Here is a 17,038-nt window from a genome sequence, read left to right on the forward strand (position 1 = left end):
CCGGGCTCAGTCCCCGTCGGCCTCGATCGCGGCGTCGAGCCGCTTGCGGGCGCCGTCGAGCCAGCCCTGGCAGACCCGGGCGAGCTTCTCGCCGCGCTCCCAGAGCGCGAGTGACTCCTCCAGCGACGTGCCGCCGGCCTCGAGCTGGGCGACCACCGCGACCAGCTCCTCGCGGGCGGCCTCGTAGGAAAGGCCCTCGGTCTCGTCGGACTGGTCACTCATGGGTGTCCTCCTCCTCGGGCTCGACCAGCGGGGTCGCGGCCTCGGTGCGGGTGGTGGTGGCGTGCAGGCGTCCGTCGGCGACTCGCACCGAGACCGGGTCGCCCTCGGCCAGCCCGGCGACGGACGTCAGCACGTGGCCGTCGGGATCCTGGAGCACGGCGTACCCCCGGCGCAGGGTGGCCAGCGGTGAGAGCGCCGCCGCCCGGGCGGCGTGGTGCCGCACGTCGTCGGAGGCGCGGTCCAGCCGGTGCCGGAGAGTGCGGCGGGCACGGTCGCGCAGCGCGTGCAGCTCGTCGATCCGGGCGTCGACCAGGGTTCGCGGGTCGGCCATGGCGGGTCGCGACCGGATCGCGTCGAGGCGGTGCTGCTCGCGCTCGACCCAGCCGGTCAGGACCGTGCGCATCCGGTCCCGGGCCGAGGCGACGCGCTGGGTCTCCTCGGCGACGTCGGGCACCACCCGGCGGGCCGCGTCGGTCGGGGTGGACGCGCGCACGTCGGCGACCAGGTCGAGGAGCGGCTGGTCCGCCTCGTGCCCGATGGCGGAGACCACCGGCGTCCGTGCCCGGTGGACGGCCCGCACCAGCGCCTCGTCGGAGAACGGCAGCAGGTCCTCGACCGAGCCGCCGCCGCGGGCGATCACGATGACGTCGACCTCGGGGTCGCGGTCGAGGCGGCCCAGCGCCTCGATCACCTCGACGGCGCTGTCGCGGCCCTGCATGCGGGCGGCGGCCACCCGGACCTCGACCGAGGGCCAACGGCGGCGGGCGTTCTCGACGACGTCGCGCTCGGCGTCGGAGCCGGGGGCGGTCACCAGGCCGACGGTGTGTGGCAGGAACGGCAGCCGGCGCTTGAGCTCGGCCGCGAACAGACCCTCGGCCGCCAGCAGCTGGCGCCGGCGCTCGATTCGGGCCAGCAGCTCGCCGAGCCCGACCGTGCGGATGTCGCGGGCCTGCAGCGAGAGGGTGCCGCGGGTCGCGTAGAACGACGGCTTCGCCTGGATCACGATGCTCGCCCCCTCGACCACCGGCGGGTTGAGCCCGTCGAACAGGGCGCGGGAGCAGGTCACGGAGATCGACAGGTCGGCGACGGGGTCGCGCAGGGTGAGGAACACCGTGGCCAGCCCCTGCCGGCGGCTGAGCTGGGCCACCTGGCCCTCGACCCAGATCACGCCGAGACGGTCGATGTACGCCGCGAGCGCGTTGGCCACCGCCCGCACCGGGGCGGGGGACTCGAGGGTGGTGTCGCGCAGCGAGGGCACGGGCCGGAGCCTAGGGCACCCGACCGACGGGCCGCCGGACCGACGGCGGCAGTTCGGCCGGGGCGCGCCGCGTCCGTAGACTCGGGCCCATGAGCACCGACCTGGGCACCCCCGCCGTACTCTCGCCCGACGAGGCCGAGCGCGCCGTGCGCCTGGCCGCGCCGCGCGGCTACTGCGCCGGCGTCGACCGCGCGGTGATCACCGTAGAGAAGGCGCTCGACCTCTACGGCGCGCCGGTCTACGTCCGCAAGCAGATCGTGCACAACAAGCACGTGGTCGCGAACCTCGAGGGGCGCGGCGCGATCTTCGTCGAGGAGCTCGACGAGGTCCCCGAGGGCGCGACCGTCGTGTTCTCCGCGCACGGCGTCTCTCCCGAGGTGCACCGGCAGGCGGGAGAGCGCTCGCTCAAGACCATCGACGCCACCTGCCCCCTGGTGACCAAGGTGCACCACGAGGCGAAGCGGTTCGCCGGCGAGGACTACGACATCCTGCTGATCGGGCACGAGGGCCACGAGGAGGTCGAGGGCACCGCCGGTGAGGCCCCCGAGCACATCCAGCTCGTGCAGGGCCCGGACGACGTCGCCGGCATCACCGTCCGCGACCCCGAGCGCGTCGCCTGGCTGTCGCAGACCACGCTCTCGGTCGACGAGACCATGGAGACGGTGGCCGCGATCCGCAAGCGGTTCCCGGCCCTGCTCGACCCGCCGAGCGACGACATCTGCTACGCCACCCAGAACCGCCAGCTCGCGGTCAAGGAGATCGCGCACGACGCCGACCTGGTGATCGTGGTGGGCTCCGGCAACTCCTCCAACTCGGTGCGGCTGGTCGAGGTCGCGCTGGAGTCCGGCGCGAAGGCCTCCCACCGCGTCGACGACGCCTCCGAGATCGACGAGGCCTGGCTCGAGGGCGTCTCCACGGTCAGCGTCACCTCCGGCGCGTCCGTGCCGGAGGAGCTGGTCGAGGGCGTGCTGGAGTTCCTCGCCGAGCGCGGCTACCCCGACGCCCAGGCCGTGCACACCGCCGAGGAGTCCCTGATCTTCGCGCTGCCCCCCGAGCTGCGCCGCGACCTGCGCGCCGCCGCCCGCGACTGAGCGGGCGCCCGGCATGGCCCGTTACGTCGACATCCATCCCGACAACCCGCAGCAACGGCTGGTCGACCAGGTCGTCGAGGCGCTGCGCGACGACGCCCTCATCGCCTACCCGACGGACTCCGGCTACGCACTCGGTTGCCAGCTCGGCAACCGCGACGGCCGCGACCGCATCCTGCGGATCCGGCAGCTCGACGACAAGCACCACTTCACGCTGATGTGCCGCGACTTCGCCCAGCTCGGGCAGTTCGTGCACGTGGACAACCATGCGTTCCGTGCGATCAAGGCGGTCACCCCCGGGCCGTACACCTTCATCCTGCCGGCCACGGGCGAGGTGCCGCGCCGGCTGATGCACCCGAAGAAGCGCACCGTCGGTGTCCGGATCACCGACCACGTCGTCACCTGTGCGCTGCTCGAGGCCATGGGCGAGCCGATCCTGACCAGCACCCTCATCCTGCCCGGGGAGGACGAGCCGCGGTCGCTGGGCTGGGAGATCAAAGAGGAGCTCGACCACGTCGTCGACATCGTGGTCGAGTCCGGCGAGTGCCTGCCGGTGCCGACGACGGTCGTCGACTACTCCGAGGGTGCGCCCGAGGTGCTCCGCCGCGGCGCCGGGGACGCCACGAGGTTCGCGTCCTGACCCTCGCGCGGGTCAGGGATCCGGGGTCGCTCGCGGCGTCGGGCCGCCATGACGCGGGTCCGCATGCCCAGGCAGAACAGGGTCAGCCCGTAGCCGGTGACCAGCGCGGTCGCGTGCCGGGCCAGCCCGGTCACCACTGCCTGGACGGTGCCGTCGGCGGCGTGGGCCACTGCCGCGGTGTCGACGAGCGCGAGCACCCAGACGGCGCCCAGCATGAGCAGCGGGGGCAGCACGCCGACCGTGAAGAAGTCGCGCGGCCGGACCAGCAGGGCGAGCGCGACGCACAGCGGCACGAAGACCAGGTCGAAGACCACGGTCAGCCGGCCGTTGACGAGCATGTCGAGCACCACCGCGGTCAGCGTGGTCGCGATGCCGAGCACGACCACCTGCCGACCCGGCTCGGTGCCCTCTTCCCAGAGGGTGCGTGCCCTGGCCACGGCCCCACCGTAGGCCGCGGGTCAGGCGCCCTGTGCGCGGCGCGCCGTACGGCGGTCGCGGTCGGTCGCGTCGCCGAGGCCGGGCAGCAGGCCCTCGTCGGGCGGGTCGGCGGCGTGCAGCTCGCGGGCGACCGGGTCGTCCGCAGGCTCGGGGGCGTCGGCGCCGAGCGACCGGGGCGCGGCCTCGACCTGGCGCGGCGTGGGCAGCTCGTCGTCGGTCACCCCCATCTCGCCGAACCGACGGGCGCTGACCAGCACCCGCGACTCCAGCGCGCCGATCGCCTGGTTGTAGTGGCCGACCGCGGCGCCCAGCGAGCGGCCGACGAGGTCGAGGTGGCCGCCCATCCGGGCCAGCCGCTCGTGCAGCTCGCGCCCGAGCCGGTGCACCTCGCTCGCCTGGTCGGCCAGCGCCTCGTGGGACCAGCCGTGCGCGACCGTGCGCAGCAGCGCGATCAGCGTCGTCGGGGTGGCCAGCACGACCTGGCGTTGCGCGGCGTGCTCGATCAGCGCGCCGTCGGCCTCCAGCGCTGCCGACAGGAAGGACTCGCCCGGCACGAACAGCACCACGAACTCCGGTGACTCCGGCAGCGCCCGCCAGTAGCGCTTGGCGGAGAGGCCCTCGACGTGCTGCCGCACCTGGCGCGCGTGCCGGGCCAGGTGGGCCCCGCGCTCGTCCTCGTCGTCGGTCGCGGTGGCGTCGAGGAACGCGTCGAGCGGGACCTTGGCGTCGACCACCACGCACTTGTCGCCGGCGAGCCGGACCAGCAGGTCGGGACGGAGCGCTCCGTCCTCGAGACGTGCCTGCTCGGTGAAGTCGCACCGGTCGACCAGGCCGGCGAGCTCGACCGCGCGGCGCAGGTGCATCTCGCCCCACCGGCCCCGGACCTGAGGCTTGCGCAGCGCGGTCGACAGCGACTGGGTCTCGCGCCGCAGCGACTCCGTGGACAGGCGCATGTCGGAGACCTGCTGGGCGAGCTGGCCCTGCCAGGTGGCGCGGTCGTGGCCGAGGTCGCGCAGCTGGTCCTGCAACCGCTCCAGGCCCTCGCGGATCACCGCGTCGCCCGCGGCCCGCTCCTGCAGGGCGGTCAGGGCGGCGGGCAGCGCTGCGGCCCGGTCAGGGCGCGACCGGCCCAGCCGCAGGCCGAGCAGCAGGCCGGCCGTCAGGCCGGTCGCCAGCAGGGCCAGGGTCAGCAGCACCGTTGCGAGACTCATGGGACGCAGCATGGCGGAGGCCACCGACAGCGCCGGTCGGGCGCGCCGCCACCGCGGGATCGGCCAGCGCGGCCGTCCCGTCGCCGAGGTGCGCGAGCACGGCTCGCGCCACGTCGGCGGCCTGGACCCGGATCTCCGGCATCGCGGTCGACTCCCACAGGTCGCCGCGCCGGAGCGAGCCGAGCGTCCACACGGGTGCGGCCGTCGGTCCGGTCACGCGGCCGGCCGGTCCGGTGGCCAGGCCCAGCCCGGCGGCACCGGGAGAGACCAGCCCCGCGGCGTACAGGGTGCCGAGCAGGGGGTCGGCCGCGAGGTCGGCGACCGGTCCGGTGCAGTTGACCACGGAGCCCACGTGCAGGGTCGTGCCGTCGGTCAGGCGTACGTCGAGACCGTCCGCGGTCTCCTCGACCTCGGCCACGGAGCCGACGTGCTGCACGAGTCGCCCGGCCTCGGCGACCGCGTCGAGCCGGGCCCGGGTCACCGGCGGCATGCGGTGCCGGTGGGCGTCCCAGGTGCGGGCGTCCTCGGCCAGGAACGCGCGCTTGTCGGCGTCGGGAAGCCGCTGCCAGACCGCGGTGGTGACGCTGCGGAGCCCGTCGATGGCCGGGCGCCAGTCGCCCGTGATCTCGAGGGTCTCGAGGACGTGCTCCTCGACCAGGCGGCGCAGGGACGGCAGGTCCGTGCAGTGCACCAGCCCGTTCGGCGGGTCGACGGGCGGCGTGGTCGGCAGCCGGTGGGTTCGGGGGAGGACGCCGTGCCGGGAGGCGGCATGGAGGGCGCGCCCGGGACGGTCGGCGGTGATCGCGACGTCGACCATGGTCAGGCCGGTGCCCACGAGCAGCACGTCGCCGTCGGGGAGGTCGGCCAGGGCGGCGGGCGCCCAGGGGTCCGGGACGAAGCGGGGGGAGGCACGCAGCTCGTCGGGAGCCCAGGTCGCCGCCGGGCGGGTGCCGAGCGCCAGCACCACGGCGTCGGCTTCCAGCGGGTCGCCCGACGCGGTGCCGAGCAGCAGCCCGCCGTCGTGCTCCTCGACGCGGGTGACGGTGTCGTGCACCCGGGTCAGCCGGCCGGGGCCGGTGTCGGCGGCTCGGGCCAGCAGCGTGGCGAGGTACGCGCCGTACCAGGCGCGGGGGACGAAGTCGTGCGGCTGGGCGTCCGGAGCGACGCTGCCGCGCAGCCAGCGCACCAGGTGGTCGGGCTCCTCGGCGTACGCGCTCATCCCGCTGGCCGGCACGTTGAGCAGGTGCCGGGTGTCGGGCGTGGAGTAGGCGACGCCGCGTCCGGTGGTCAGGTCGGGGTCGACGAGCAGCACGTGGACCGGCTCGAGGGCCTCGCGCAGCAGGCGGGTGGCGGTCAGGGTGCCCGCGGCTCCCGCCCCCACGACGGCGACCGTCCTCAACGTGCGCTCCCTCCGATAGGCAAGTGATCCGATCCAGATAGTAGACACATGACGTCCGGAACCCGGCATCGCCGTGCCGGTCAGTCCGTCAGGTCGGCCACCACCGGGGCGTGGTCGGAGGCACCCTTGCCGTCCCGCTCCTCGCGGTCGATGAACGCGCCGGTGACCCGCGCGGCCAGCGACGGCGAGCCGAGGATGAAGTCGATCCGCATGCCGCGGTTGCGCTCCCAGCGCTGGCGGAAGTAGTCCCAGTACGTGAAGACCCCCGGCCCGGGCGTGTGCGGCCGCACCACGTCGACGTACCCGTCCTCGAGGAAGCCGGCGAACGCCGCCCGCTCGCGCGGGGTCACGTGCGTGTCGTTGGCGTACGCCGCCATGTCGAACACGTCGTCGTCCTGCGGTGCGATGTTCCAGTCGCCAACCAGGGCGGTGTCGTCGTCGTGCCAGGCGCGGGCCGCGTCGCGCAGCCGGGCCAGCCAGTCGAGCTTGTAGAGGTAGTGAGGGTCGTCGATCTTGCGCCCGTTGGGGACGTACAGCGACCAGATCCGCACGCCGCCGCACACGGCGCCCAGGGCCCGCGCCTCGGCTGCCACCGGGTCGCCCCAGCCGGGCATCCCCTCGAAGCCGACGGTGACGTCCTCGATGCCCACCCGGCTGACGATCGCGACGCCGTTCCACTGGTTGTGGCCGACCGAGGCGACCTCGTAGCCCAGTGACTGCAGCCCCATCAGCGGCAGCTGGTCCTCGCGGGCCTTGGTCTCCTGCAGGGCCAGCACGTCGACGTCGTGGCGCTCGAGGAACGCCTCGACGCGGTCGATCCGGCTGCGGAGCGAGTTGACGTTCCAGGTGGCGATGCGCACCCCGCGAGGGTAGCCGTGGCCAGGGCTGGGTCGTGCGGGACGTCATGCGATGTGGTCGGGCCAGCAGTCGGGCGAGCAGCCATTTCGTACGACGTCCCGCGCCGTTGGCCGAGGAGCGAGCGCCATCCGCCGCTGGTTGAGGAGCGAGCGCCATCCGCCGCTGGTTGAGGAGCGAGCGCCAGCGAGCGTCTCGAAACCACGGCGCCGCGCAAGAGCTGGCCGCTCGGCGCGCAATTCGGGGCACCTCGGCCAGCAAGATCGGGCACCTGGGCGGGAGGTGGGGCGTCAGGCGCTGCGGGTGGCGGTGGAGGCGCGGGCGACCAGCTCGGGGGTGAAGGTGATCTGCTGGTGGGCGTGGTCCGGGTTGTCGACCTCGTCGAGGAGGAGCTCGGCGGCGGTGCGGCCGAGACGCATCCGGGGCTGGCGCACTGAGGTGAGGGGTACGGCGGCGGCGCCGGCGTACTCGATGTCGTCGTAGCCGACGATCGCGAGGTCGTCGGGGACGCGCACGCCGGAGGCCACGCACTGCTGGAGCAGGCCGAGCGCGAGCAGGTCGTTGGCGCAGAACGCGGCGGTCGGGCGGCGCTTGCTGGAGATGCCGAGCAGGCGCTCCGCGGCGAGGCGTCCCTCGCCGATGCTGAGCGAGGCGGTGTCGATGCGGGTGAGGTGGTCCTCGGAGAGGCCGGCGTCCTCGAGCGCGTCGAGGGATCCCTGGTGCCGGTCGCGGACCTGGCCGATCGACGACGGTCCGCCGATGAACGCGACCCGCTGGTGCCCGAGGTCGAGCAGGTGCTCCATCGCGAGCCGGCCGCCGAGCACGTCGTCGACCGCCACCGAGCAGTGCGTCTCCCGCGAGCGGATCCGGTCGACGATCACGATCGGGGTCCCCCGACCGGAGATCAGGTCGAGGGTCTGGGAGTCGGGGTCGACCGGGGTGACCAGGACGCCGGCGACGCGCTGCTCCTCCAGCCGCGTGAGGTAGGCGTTCTCGCGGTCGACCCGGTTGTCGCTGTTGCACATGAACAGCGAGAGGTCCTTCTCCGCGACGGTCTCCTCGACCCCGCGCGAGACGTCGGTGAAGAACGGGTTGGAGGCGTCGAGCACGACGTAGGCCAGCGTGCGGGAGCGGCCCGCGCGCAGCTGGCGGGCCGACTCGTTGGGCACGAACCCGAGGTCGCTCATCACCTGCTCGACGCGGGCGCGGGTCCGCGCGCTGACCCGGTCGGGGTGGTTGAGCACGTTGGAGACCGTGCCCAGCGAGACGCCGGCGGCCACGGCGATGTCCTTGACGCCCACAGCCATGCGACCACCCCGTCCCGCGACCCCTTGCCGGGTCGACCTAAAACGTTACGACGCTTCCTGCGTCTCGCACGACTGTAGCGACTTCCACCTGTCTACGCAGGTGGAGACCCGTTCAGGCCAAATCTCTGGCGAGCCTTGACGTGTGGCGACGGTCACGTTACGTTAGCCAAACTTGAAACCTTTCAATCACGACAACCGGAGGTTCCGATGACGGCAGGAAGCGGCGAGGTGGTCCTCGCTCTCCGCGACGTCTCGAAGTCGTTCGGGCCGGTCGTGGCCCTGCGCTCCGGGCGCATCGAGGCCCGGACCGGATCGATCCACGCACTGGTGGGGGAGAACGGCGCCGGCAAGTCCACGCTGGTCAAGATCGTCGCCGGCGTGCACCGCCGCGACGCGGGGGAGTTCCTGCTCGGCGGGGAGGAGGTCGACTTCGGGAGCACCGCCGAGTCCAAGGACGCAGGCGTCGCGGTGATCTACCAGGAGCCGACCCTGTTCCCGGACCTGTCGGTCACCGAGAACATCTTCATGGGCCGCCAGCCCACCGGCCGCGGTCGGCGGATCGACCGGGCCGCGATGTACGCCGAGACGGAGCGCCTGTTCGCCCGGCTCGGCGTCCACATCGACCCGCGCCGCCCGGCGCTCGGGCTCTCGATCGCCGACCAGCAGATCCTCGAGATCGCCAAGGCCATCTCGCTCGACGCGCGGCTGCTGATCATGGACGAGCCCACCGCCGCCCTGAGCGGCGTCGAGGTGGACCGCCTCTTCGCGGTCGCCCGCAGCCTCCGGGACGAGGGCCGCGCCCTGATCTTCATCTCCCACCGCTTCGACGAGGTCTTCGGTCTCTGCGACACGATCACCGTGATGCGCGACGGCTCGTACGTCGACACGGTGGCCGCCGCCGGGACCTCCGTCGACGGCATCGTCTCGATGATGGTCGGCCGCGAGGTGGGCGACCTCTTCCCCAAGACGCCCGCCGAGCTCGGCGAGCCGGTGCTGAAGGTCGAGGGCCTCAGCTCCGCCGGCCTCTTCCACGACGTGTCCTTCGAGGTCCGGGCCGGCGAGATCGTCGGCCTGGCCGGGCTGGTCGGTGCCGGCCGCAGCGAGGTGGCCCGCGCCGTCTTCGGCGTCGACCGCTACGACGCCGGCACGGTCACCCTCGACGGGACGTCCGTCCCGAAGCACAATCCGCGCGCCGCCATCCACCGCGGCATCGCGTTCATCCCCGAGGACCGCCGCAAGCAGGGCCTGGTCACCGACGCCTCCGTGGCCCGCAACATCGCGGGCGTGATCCGCGGCGGGCTCAGCCGGTTCGGCCTGCTCACCGGCAGCGACGAGGGCAGGGCCGCCCGGCCGTGGGCCGAGAAGCTCGAGGTGAAGACCAGCGCGCTGGACATGACCGCCGCGACCATGAGCGGCGGCAACCAGCAGAAGGTCGTCATCGCCAAGTGGCTCGCGACCGACCCGAGGCTGCTGATCATCGACGAGCCCACCCGCGGCATCGACGTCGGCACCAAGGCCGAGGTGCACCGCCTGCTCTCCGAGCTGGCCGGCCAGGGGATGGCGATCCTGATGATCTCCTCCGAGCTGCCCGAGGTTCTCGGCATGGCCGACCGGGTGCTCGTGCTCTGCGAGGGCCGCCTGACCGCCGACATCCCGCGCGACCAGGCCACCCCGGAGAACGTCATGCGCGCCGCCACCCAGACCCACCAGGAGGCCTCGGCATGAGTGACGTGACCATCAGGCCCGACGAGCCGCACCTCTCGACCGCCGAGGTCGAGCGGCTGGTCGAGCCGAGCCGTCAGCCGCGCGCGCTGCTCTGGTTCAACACGATCGTCCGCTCGCGCGAGATGTCGATCTTCCTGGTCCTGGTCCTGGTGGTCGCGGCCGCGACGATCAAGACCCCGAGCTTCCTGTTCAGCGCCAACTCGTGGCGCGACCTGCTGCTCACCCCGTCGATCCTGCTGCTGCTCGCGGCCGGCCAGGCGGTCGTGATCATCACCCGCAACGTCGACCTGTCGGTCGGCTCGGTGCTCGCGCTCACGGCGTACCTCACCGGCCGCCTGTTCGTCGACAACCCGGGCATCCCGATCGTCGTGGTGTTCCTCGCCGGGATCGCCTTCGGTGCGGTGCTGGGCCTGGTCAACGGCCTGCTGGTCGGGCTGGCGAAGGTGCCGGCGCTGGTGATCACGCTGGGCACGCTCTACATCTACCGCGGGCTCGTGCTGTCGTGGGCCGGTAGCGACCGGATCAACGCCAGCGACATGCCGGAGGGCTTCCTCAGCCTCGGCACCAAGTCGGTGCTCGGCTTCCCGGTGCTGTTCCTCATCGCTGCGGTCGTGGTCGGCGTGGTCGGCTACTACCTGCACAGCCACCGGGGCGGCCGCGAGCTCTACGCGATCGGCTCCGACCCAGACGCCGCGGTCCTCTACGGCCTGCAGGTGCGCCGCCGGGTGATCGCCGCGTTCGTCCTCAGCGGCAGCCTGGCCGGCCTGGCCGGCGTCGTGTACGCCGCCCGCTACGGCACCGTCTCGGCGGGCGCCGGCGCCGGCATCGAGCTCGAGGCCGTGGCCGCCGTGGTCATCGGCGGCGTGGCGATCTTCGGCGGCAGCGGCACCGTCTGGGGCGCCGCGCTCGGCGCGATCCTCCTGGTCACCATCGACCGGGCCCTGCCGATCCTCGGCATCCCCGACTTCTGGCAGCGCGCCGTCGTGGGTGGCCTGATCCTCAGCGCGATCGTCCTCGACCGGGTGCTCTCCGCCCGGCAGGCCCGCAAGCTCGTCGAAGCGAGGGAAGAGTCATGAGCAGCACGCGCGCCTACCCGGCGTACTCCCGGCCCCTGTGGCAGCGCTGGCTGTTCACTCGCGAGACCGCGGTGATCGCCCTGCTGCTGGCGGTCTGGTTCTACTCCGTGAACAACGTGCAGTTCTTCGACGGACCGCTCACGATCACCTACCTGCTGCTCGACATGACGCCGATCCTGCTGATCGCGCTGCCGATGACGCTGATCATCGTCACCGGCGAGATCGACCTCTCGGTGGCCAGCGTGGTGGGGCTCTCCAGCGTCCTGGTCGGCGTCCTCCACGAGGCTGGCTGGTCGATCCCGGCGGCGGGCCTGCTCGCCCTGGTCGTCGGCCTCCTCTGCGGCGCCCTCAACGGCTTCCTTGTGGCGTACGTCGGGCTCCCGTCGCTCGCGGTCACCATCGGCACGCTCGCGCTCTACCGCGGGCTCGCGGTCGGCCTGCTCGGCACCAAGGCGGTCACCGACTTCCCCGAGAAGTGGACCGACCGTGCCACCGAGAAGATCGGCGAGACGCCATACCCGCAGGTGATCGTGCTGGTCGCGGTCCTGGCCGTGGTGTTCGCTTTCCTGCTGCACTTCACGGCGTTCGGCCGCGGCATCTACGACATCGGCCTCAACACCGAGGCCGCGCGCTTCACCGGCGTGGACGTCCAGCGCACCAAGCTGGTCCTGTTCATGCTCGCCGGCGTCGTCTCGGCCCTGGCCGGCATCTACTACACCCTGCGGTTCGGCAGCGCCCGTGGTGACAACGCCACCGGCCTGGAGCTCCGCGTGATCGCCGCCGTCCTCCTCGGAGGCGTGTCGATCTTCGGCGGCCGGGGCCGCCTGCACGGCGTGATCGCCGGCGTCCTGTTGATCGGCGTCCTGGCCGCGGCCCTGCGGCTCGAGGGCCAGACCGTCAACGTCATCAACATCATCATCGGGCTGCTCCTCGTGGTCTCGGTGGTGTCCACCAGCGTCCTGGATTGGGTCATGAAGACGACCGCGGCCAGGCGGAACACCCGGGGCTCGAGCCCCACGGACGCGCCCGCGGGCGTGGCAACTCAAGGAAGGCACTGACCATGAAGCTCTTCTCGAAGCGGACAACCGCGGTCGCGTCGCTGGTGCTGGCGAGCGCCATGATGCTCACCGCCTGCGGTGGCGACGACGCCTCCGGCAGCGGCGGTGGGGACGGCGGCGACATCCGCGTGACGTTCCTCCCGAAGAACCTCGGCAACCCCTACTTCGACACCTCTGACGCCGGCGGCAAGGCCGCGGTCGAGGAGTTCGGCGGGACGTTCGAGGAGGTCGGCCCGCAGGAGGCCAGCCCCGACGCCCAGGTCGAGTACATCAACACCGCCGCGCAGCAGCAGGTGAGCGCGCTGGTGGTCTCGGCCAACGACCCGAAGGCGATCTGCGACGCGCTGAACGAGGCTCGGGACGCCGGCACCAACGTGGTGACCTTCGACTCCGACACCGAGGCCGATTGCCGCGACGTGTTCGTGAACCAGGCCAGCGCCGAGGGCATCGCCAAGGTCCAGGTCGACATGATCGCCGACCAGATCGGTGACGCGGGCGAGATCGCGATCCTGTCCGCCTCGGCGAACGCGACCAACCAGAACGCCTGGATCGAGACGATGAAGAAGGAGCTGGCCGCGAGCCACCCGAACATCAAGCTCGTCGACACCGTCTACGGCGACGACGACGACCAGACCTCGTTCGACAAGACCGCGGCGCTGCTGCAGTCGCACCCGAACCTGAAGGGCATCATCTCCCCGACCACGGTCGGCATCGCGGCGGCCGCCCGCTACCTGTCCGACTCGGACAAGCAGGGCAAGGTCGCGCTGACCGGCCTGGGCACCCCGAACCAGATGCGGGAGTACGTCAAGAACGGCACCGTGACCGAGTTCGCGCTGTGGAACCCCGAGGACCTCGGCTACCTGGCCGCGTGGACCGCGAAGGCGCTGGTCGACGGCGACATCAAGGGCGACGAGGGCGACACCTTCAAGGCCGGGAAGCTCGGCGAGTACACCGTCGGCGCCGACGGCGAGGTCCTGCTCGGCGACCCGTTCAAGTTCAACAAGGACAACATCGACGACTTCGACTTCTGATCCCACCCGATCAGGGAGTCGTCCCCAGTCCGGGGTGCCGGCCGGTCACCGGTTGTGCCGGCCGGCACCCCACACCACCCGCTCCTGACCCCACCTCCGCCCACCCCTCCGTTCCACCCAGCCGAAGGAGGCTGCCGTGCACCGCGTCTGCTTCCAGCTCCAGGTCCGGCCCGACCGGATCGAGGAGTACGTCGAGCGCCACGCCGCCGTGTGGCCCGACATGCTCCGGTCCCTCGCCGAGCACGGCTGGCACAATTACTCGCTCTTCCTCCGCGACGACGGCCTGCTCATCGGGTACGTCGAGACGCCCTCGATCGAGGACGCGGTCGCGGGCATGGCCGCCACGGACGTCAACGCCCGCTGGCAGGCCGAGATGGCGGAGCTCTTCGAGGACCTCGGCGACGCGCGCCCCGACACCGGCTTCGTGCAGCTGCGGGAGGTCTTCCACCTCGAGGACCAGCTCGGGCGCCTCGACGGCACGACGACAGGCAAGTGAGAGAGACATGACGACGTTCGCAGACATCACCGACCGCCTCGCGGCGCTCGCCATCGAGGTGCCGAGCTGGGCCTACGGGAACTCCGGCACCCGGTTCAAGGTGTTCGGCACGCCCGGCACCCCGCGGACCGTCGAGGAGAAGATCGCCGACGCCGCGACGGTGCACCGGTTCACCGGGCTGGCCCCGACCGTGGCCCTGCACATCCCGTGGGACCTGGTCGACGACTTCGGCGCCCTCAGGCGGTACGCCGCGGACCAGGGCGTCGCGCTCGGCACCATCAACTCCAACACCTTCCAGGACGACGACTACAAGCTCGGCAGCCTCACCCACGCCGACCCGAAGGTGCGCGAGAAGGCCGTGCAGCACAACCTCGACTGCATCGAGGTCATGAACGCCACCGGCTCCCGCGACCTGAAGATCTGGCTCGCCGACGGCACCAACTACCCCGGCCAGGGAGACATCCGCGCCCGCCAGGACTGGCTGGCCGAGGCGCTGCAGCGGATCTACGACCAGCTCGGTGACGACCAGCGGCTGGTGCTCGAGTACAAGTTCTTCGAGCCGGCGTTCTACCACACCGACGTCCCGGACTGGGGCACGTCGTACGCCCACGTGGCCGCGCTCGGCGAGAAGGCGATGGTCTGCCTCGACACCGGCCACCACGCGCCGGGGACCAATATCGAGTTCATCGTCGCCCAGCTGCTCCGGCTCGGGAAGCTCGGCTCGTTCGACTTCAACAGCCGGTTCTACGCCGACGACGACCTGATCGTCGGCGCGGCCGACCCGTTCCAGCTGTTCCGGATCATCGTCGAGGTGATCCGCGGTGGTGGCTACGGCCCGGGCAGCGAGGTCGCGCTGATGCTCGACCAGTGCCACAACATCGAGCACAAGATCCCCGGTCAGATCCGCTCCGTGCTCAACGTGCAGGAGATGACCGCGCGGGCGCTGCTCCTCGACACCGACGCCCTGGCCGAGGCGCGCACCGCGGGCGACGTGCTGGCGGCGAACGAGATCTTCATGGACGCGTTCTACACCGACGTACGACGCGACCTGGCCGGCTGGCGCGAGGAGCGCGGCCTCCCGGCGGACCCGATGGCGGCGTACGACGCCAGCGGCTACCAGCAGCAGATCGAGGCCGACCGAGTCGGCGGCAACCAGGCAGGATGGAACTGACCCCCATGACGAACCCCACCGTCAACCCCACCGTCGCGGCCCTGGTCGAGCGGTCGAACCGGCTCGGCGCGGACCCGCGCAACACCAACTACGCCGGGGGCAACACCTCCGCCAAGGGCGTGGAGCGCGACCCGGTCACCGGCGAGGACGTCGAGCTGGTCTGGGTGAAGGGCTCCGGCGGCGACCTCGGCACCCTCACCGGGGCCGGCCTCGCGGTGCTCCGGCTGGACCGGATGCGCGCCCTGGTCGACGTCTACCCCGGCGTGGACCGCGAGGACGAGATGGTGGCGGCCTTCGACTACTGCCTGCACGGCAAGGGCGGCGCCGCACCGTCGATCGACACCGCCATGCACGGCCTGGTCGACGCCGCGCACGTCGACCACCTGCACCCGGACTCCGGCATCGCGATCGCGACCGCCGCGGACGGCGAGAAGCTGACCGAGGTGGTCTTCGACGGCAAGGTCGTCTGGGTGCCGTGGCGCCGTCCCGGCTTCCAGCTCGGCCTGGACATCGCGGAGATCAAGGCGAAGAACCCCGAGGCCATCGGCTGCGTCCTCGGCGGGCACGGCATCACCGCGTGGGGCGACACCTCCGAGGAGGCCGAGGCCAGCTCGCTGTGGATCATCCAGACGGCGGCGACGTACATCGAGGGGCACTCGCGGCCCGAGCCGTTCGGCCCCGCCCTCGGCGGGTACGCCGCGCTGCCGGAGGCCGAGCGCCGGGCGAAGGCGGCCGCGCTGGTGCCGACGATCCGCTCGATCGCCAGCCAGGACAGGCCGATGGTCGGCCACTTCACCGACTCCGACGAGGTGCTCGACTTCCTCGCCGCCGCGGAACACCCGCGGCTGGCCGGGCTCGGCACCTCCTGCCCCGACCACTTCCTGCGCACCAAGGTCAAGCCGCTGGTGCTGGACCTGCCCGCCACCGCCTCGGTGGAGGAGTCCGCCGCCCGGCTGCGCGAGCTGCACACGGCGTACCGCGAGGACTACCAGGCCTACTACGACCGGCACGCCACCCCGGACAGCCCGGCGATCCGCGGGGCCGACCCGCTGATCGTGCTGGTGCCCGGGGTCGGCATGTTCAGCTTCGGCAAGGACAAGCAGACCGCCCGCGTGGCCGGTGAGTTCTACGTCAACGCGATCAACGTGATGCGCGGCGCCGAGGGGCTCTCGACGTACGCCCCGATCGACGAGTCCGAGAAGTTCCGGATCGAGTACTGGGCGCTGGAGGAGGCCAAGCTCCAGCGGATGCCGAAGCCCAAGCCGCTCGCCACGCGGATCGCGCTGGTCACCGGCGCCGCCTCCGGCATCGGGAAGGCGATCGCCGCCAAGTACGCAGCCGAGGGCGCCTGCGTGGTCATCGCCGACCTCTCGCTGGAGAAGGCACAGGCCGCGGCCGCCGAGATCGCCGGTGACGAGGGGGCCGACGTCGCCGTCGGCGTGCAGGTCGACGTCTCCGACGAGGCGAAGGTGCAGGCCGCGGTCGACGAGGCGCTGCTCGCGTTCGGCGGCCTCGATCTGGTCGTCAACAACGCCGGGCTCTCGCTGTCCAAGGCGCTGCTCGAGACCACCGTCGCCGACTGGGACCTGCAGCACAACGTGATGGCCAAGGGCTCGTTCCTGGTCTCCCGCACCGCCGCGAAGGCGATGATCGAGCAGCGGCTGGGCGGCGACATCGTCTACATCTCCAGCAAGAACTCGGTCTTCGCCGGCCCGAACAACATCGCCTACTCGGCGACCAAGGCGGACCAGGCCCACCAGGTGCGGCTGCTGGCGGCCGAGCTCGGCGAGCACGGCATCCGCGTCAACGGCATCAACCCCGACGGCGTAGTGCAGGGATCCGGCATCTTCAGCAGCGGTTGGGGCGCCAACCGGGCCGCGGTGTACGGCGTCGAGGAGAAGGACCTCGGCAAGTTCTACGCCCAGCGCACCCTGCTCAAGCGCGAGGTGCTGCCCGACCACGTCGCCAACGCGGCGTACGCGCTCGTCGGTCCGGACCTGACCCAGACCACCGGCCTGCACATCCCGGTCGACGCCGGGGTGGCGGCCGCGTTCCTGAGGTAG

At 72.2% G+C, this 17,038-nt stretch carries 16 protein-coding genes; 9 read left to right on the plus strand and 7 right to left on the minus strand.

Annotated elements, in window-relative coordinates; translation table 11 throughout:
• Positions 1 to 6: 6 nt before the first annotated feature.
• Together EKO23_RS03020 and xseA are read right to left on the minus strand one after the other, a co-directional pair.
• Positions 7 to 222 carry an exodeoxyribonuclease VII small subunit gene (locus EKO23_RS03020; RefSeq protein WP_134713936.1) on the minus strand — a complete coding sequence of 72 codons (216 nt, stop codon included), beginning with the start codon at positions 220 to 222 and terminating at the stop codon, positions 7 to 9.
• Entirely contained in the window at positions 215 to 1,480 is a 1,266-nt protein-coding gene (gene xseA, locus EKO23_RS03025; protein ID WP_246050869.1) for an exodeoxyribonuclease VII large subunit, read from the minus strand. The genes EKO23_RS03020 and xseA overlap by 8 nt, the downstream gene beginning before the upstream one ends.
• Before the next feature lie 89 nt (positions 1,481 to 1,569).
• Between xseA and EKO23_RS03030 the strand changes: the two genes are divergently transcribed.
• Both EKO23_RS03030 and EKO23_RS03035 read left to right on the plus strand, forming a co-directional pair.
• Positions 1,570 to 2,571, plus strand: a complete 1,002-nt coding sequence (locus EKO23_RS03030) for a 4-hydroxy-3-methylbut-2-enyl diphosphate reductase (RefSeq protein ID WP_134713938.1) — start codon at positions 1,570 to 1,572, stop codon at positions 2,569 to 2,571.
• 13 nt (positions 2,572 to 2,584) lie between these two features.
• Entirely contained in the window at positions 2,585 to 3,208 is a 624-nt protein-coding gene (locus EKO23_RS03035) for an L-threonylcarbamoyladenylate synthase (RefSeq protein ID WP_134713940.1), read from the plus strand.
• Here EKO23_RS03035 and EKO23_RS03040 read toward each other — a convergent pair.
• From EKO23_RS03040 to EKO23_RS03060, 5 genes are all read right to left on the minus strand, one after another.
• Entirely contained in the window at positions 3,142 to 3,645 is a 504-nt protein-coding gene (locus EKO23_RS03040) for a DUF6542 domain-containing protein (protein WP_175582654.1), read from the minus strand. The genes EKO23_RS03035 and EKO23_RS03040 overlap by 67 nt on opposite strands.
• Positions 3,646 to 3,666: 21 nt before the next feature.
• Positions 3,667 to 4,857 carry a DNA recombination protein RmuC gene (locus EKO23_RS03045; protein ID WP_134713942.1) on the minus strand — a complete coding sequence of 397 codons (1,191 nt, stop codon included), beginning with the start codon at positions 4,855 to 4,857 and terminating at the stop codon, positions 3,667 to 3,669.
• The gene (locus EKO23_RS03050; RefSeq protein ID WP_217702428.1) at positions 4,760 to 6,256 is read right to left on the minus strand and encodes an FAD/NAD(P)-binding protein; all 1,497 of its coding nucleotides are present in this window, start codon (positions 6,254 to 6,256) and stop codon (positions 4,760 to 4,762) included. Before EKO23_RS03050 ends, EKO23_RS03045 begins: the two co-directional genes overlap by 98 nt.
• A gap of 80 nt (positions 6,257 to 6,336) precedes the next feature.
• On the minus strand, positions 6,337 to 7,116 hold the full coding sequence (locus EKO23_RS03055; protein WP_134713944.1) for an exodeoxyribonuclease III: 780 nt from the start codon (positions 7,114 to 7,116) through the stop codon (positions 6,337 to 6,339).
• A 285-nt stretch (positions 7,117 to 7,401) separates the two neighbouring features.
• Positions 7,402 to 8,418, minus strand: coding sequence for a LacI family DNA-binding transcriptional regulator (locus tag EKO23_RS03060; protein ID WP_134713946.1), 1,017 nt, complete (start codon positions 8,416 to 8,418; stop codon positions 7,402 to 7,404).
• A 207-nt stretch (positions 8,419 to 8,625) separates the two neighbouring features.
• Here EKO23_RS03060 and EKO23_RS03065 point away from each other — a divergent pair, with 207 nt between their 5' ends.
• The 7 genes from EKO23_RS03065 (at position 8,626) to EKO23_RS03095 (ending at position 17,038) form a co-directional block, all read left to right on the plus strand.
• Positions 8,626 to 10,143 (plus strand): sugar ABC transporter ATP-binding protein, encoded by a 1,518-nt coding sequence (locus tag EKO23_RS03065; RefSeq protein ID WP_134713948.1) that lies wholly within the window; start codon positions 8,626 to 8,628, stop codon positions 10,141 to 10,143.
• The gene (locus EKO23_RS03070; protein ID WP_134713950.1) at positions 10,140 to 11,219 is read left to right on the plus strand and encodes an ABC transporter permease; all 1,080 of its coding nucleotides are present in this window, start codon (positions 10,140 to 10,142) and stop codon (positions 11,217 to 11,219) included. The genes EKO23_RS03065 and EKO23_RS03070 overlap by 4 nt, the downstream gene beginning before the upstream one ends.
• A complete protein-coding gene (locus tag EKO23_RS03075; protein ID WP_134713952.1) occupies positions 11,216 to 12,277 on the plus strand; it encodes an ABC transporter permease in 1,062 nt (353 codons plus the stop codon). Before EKO23_RS03070 ends, EKO23_RS03075 begins: the two co-directional genes overlap by 4 nt.
• Positions 12,278 to 12,279: 2 nt before the next feature.
• The gene (gene rhaS / locus EKO23_RS03080) at positions 12,280 to 13,308 is read left to right on the plus strand and encodes a rhamnose ABC transporter substrate-binding protein (RefSeq protein WP_134713954.1); all 1,029 of its coding nucleotides are present in this window, start codon (positions 12,280 to 12,282) and stop codon (positions 13,306 to 13,308) included.
• A gap of 136 nt (positions 13,309 to 13,444) precedes the next feature.
• Complete coding sequence (locus EKO23_RS03085; protein ID WP_134713956.1) at positions 13,445 to 13,804, plus strand: L-rhamnose mutarotase; 360 nt, start codon at positions 13,445 to 13,447, stop codon at positions 13,802 to 13,804.
• 7 nt (positions 13,805 to 13,811) lie between these two features.
• Complete coding sequence (gene rhaI, locus EKO23_RS03090) at positions 13,812 to 14,975, plus strand: L-rhamnose isomerase (RefSeq protein WP_134713958.1); 1,164 nt, start codon at positions 13,812 to 13,814, stop codon at positions 14,973 to 14,975.
• A 5-nt stretch (positions 14,976 to 14,980) separates the two neighbouring features.
• Complete coding sequence (locus tag EKO23_RS03095) at positions 14,981 to 17,038, plus strand: bifunctional aldolase/short-chain dehydrogenase (protein WP_134713960.1); 2,058 nt, start codon at positions 14,981 to 14,983, stop codon at positions 17,036 to 17,038.

It is taken from the genome of Nocardioides guangzhouensis (genome assembly GCF_004519545.1).
GTDB classification, from domain to species: Bacteria; Actinomycetota; Actinomycetes; order Propionibacteriales; family Nocardioidaceae; genus Nocardioides; species Nocardioides guangzhouensis.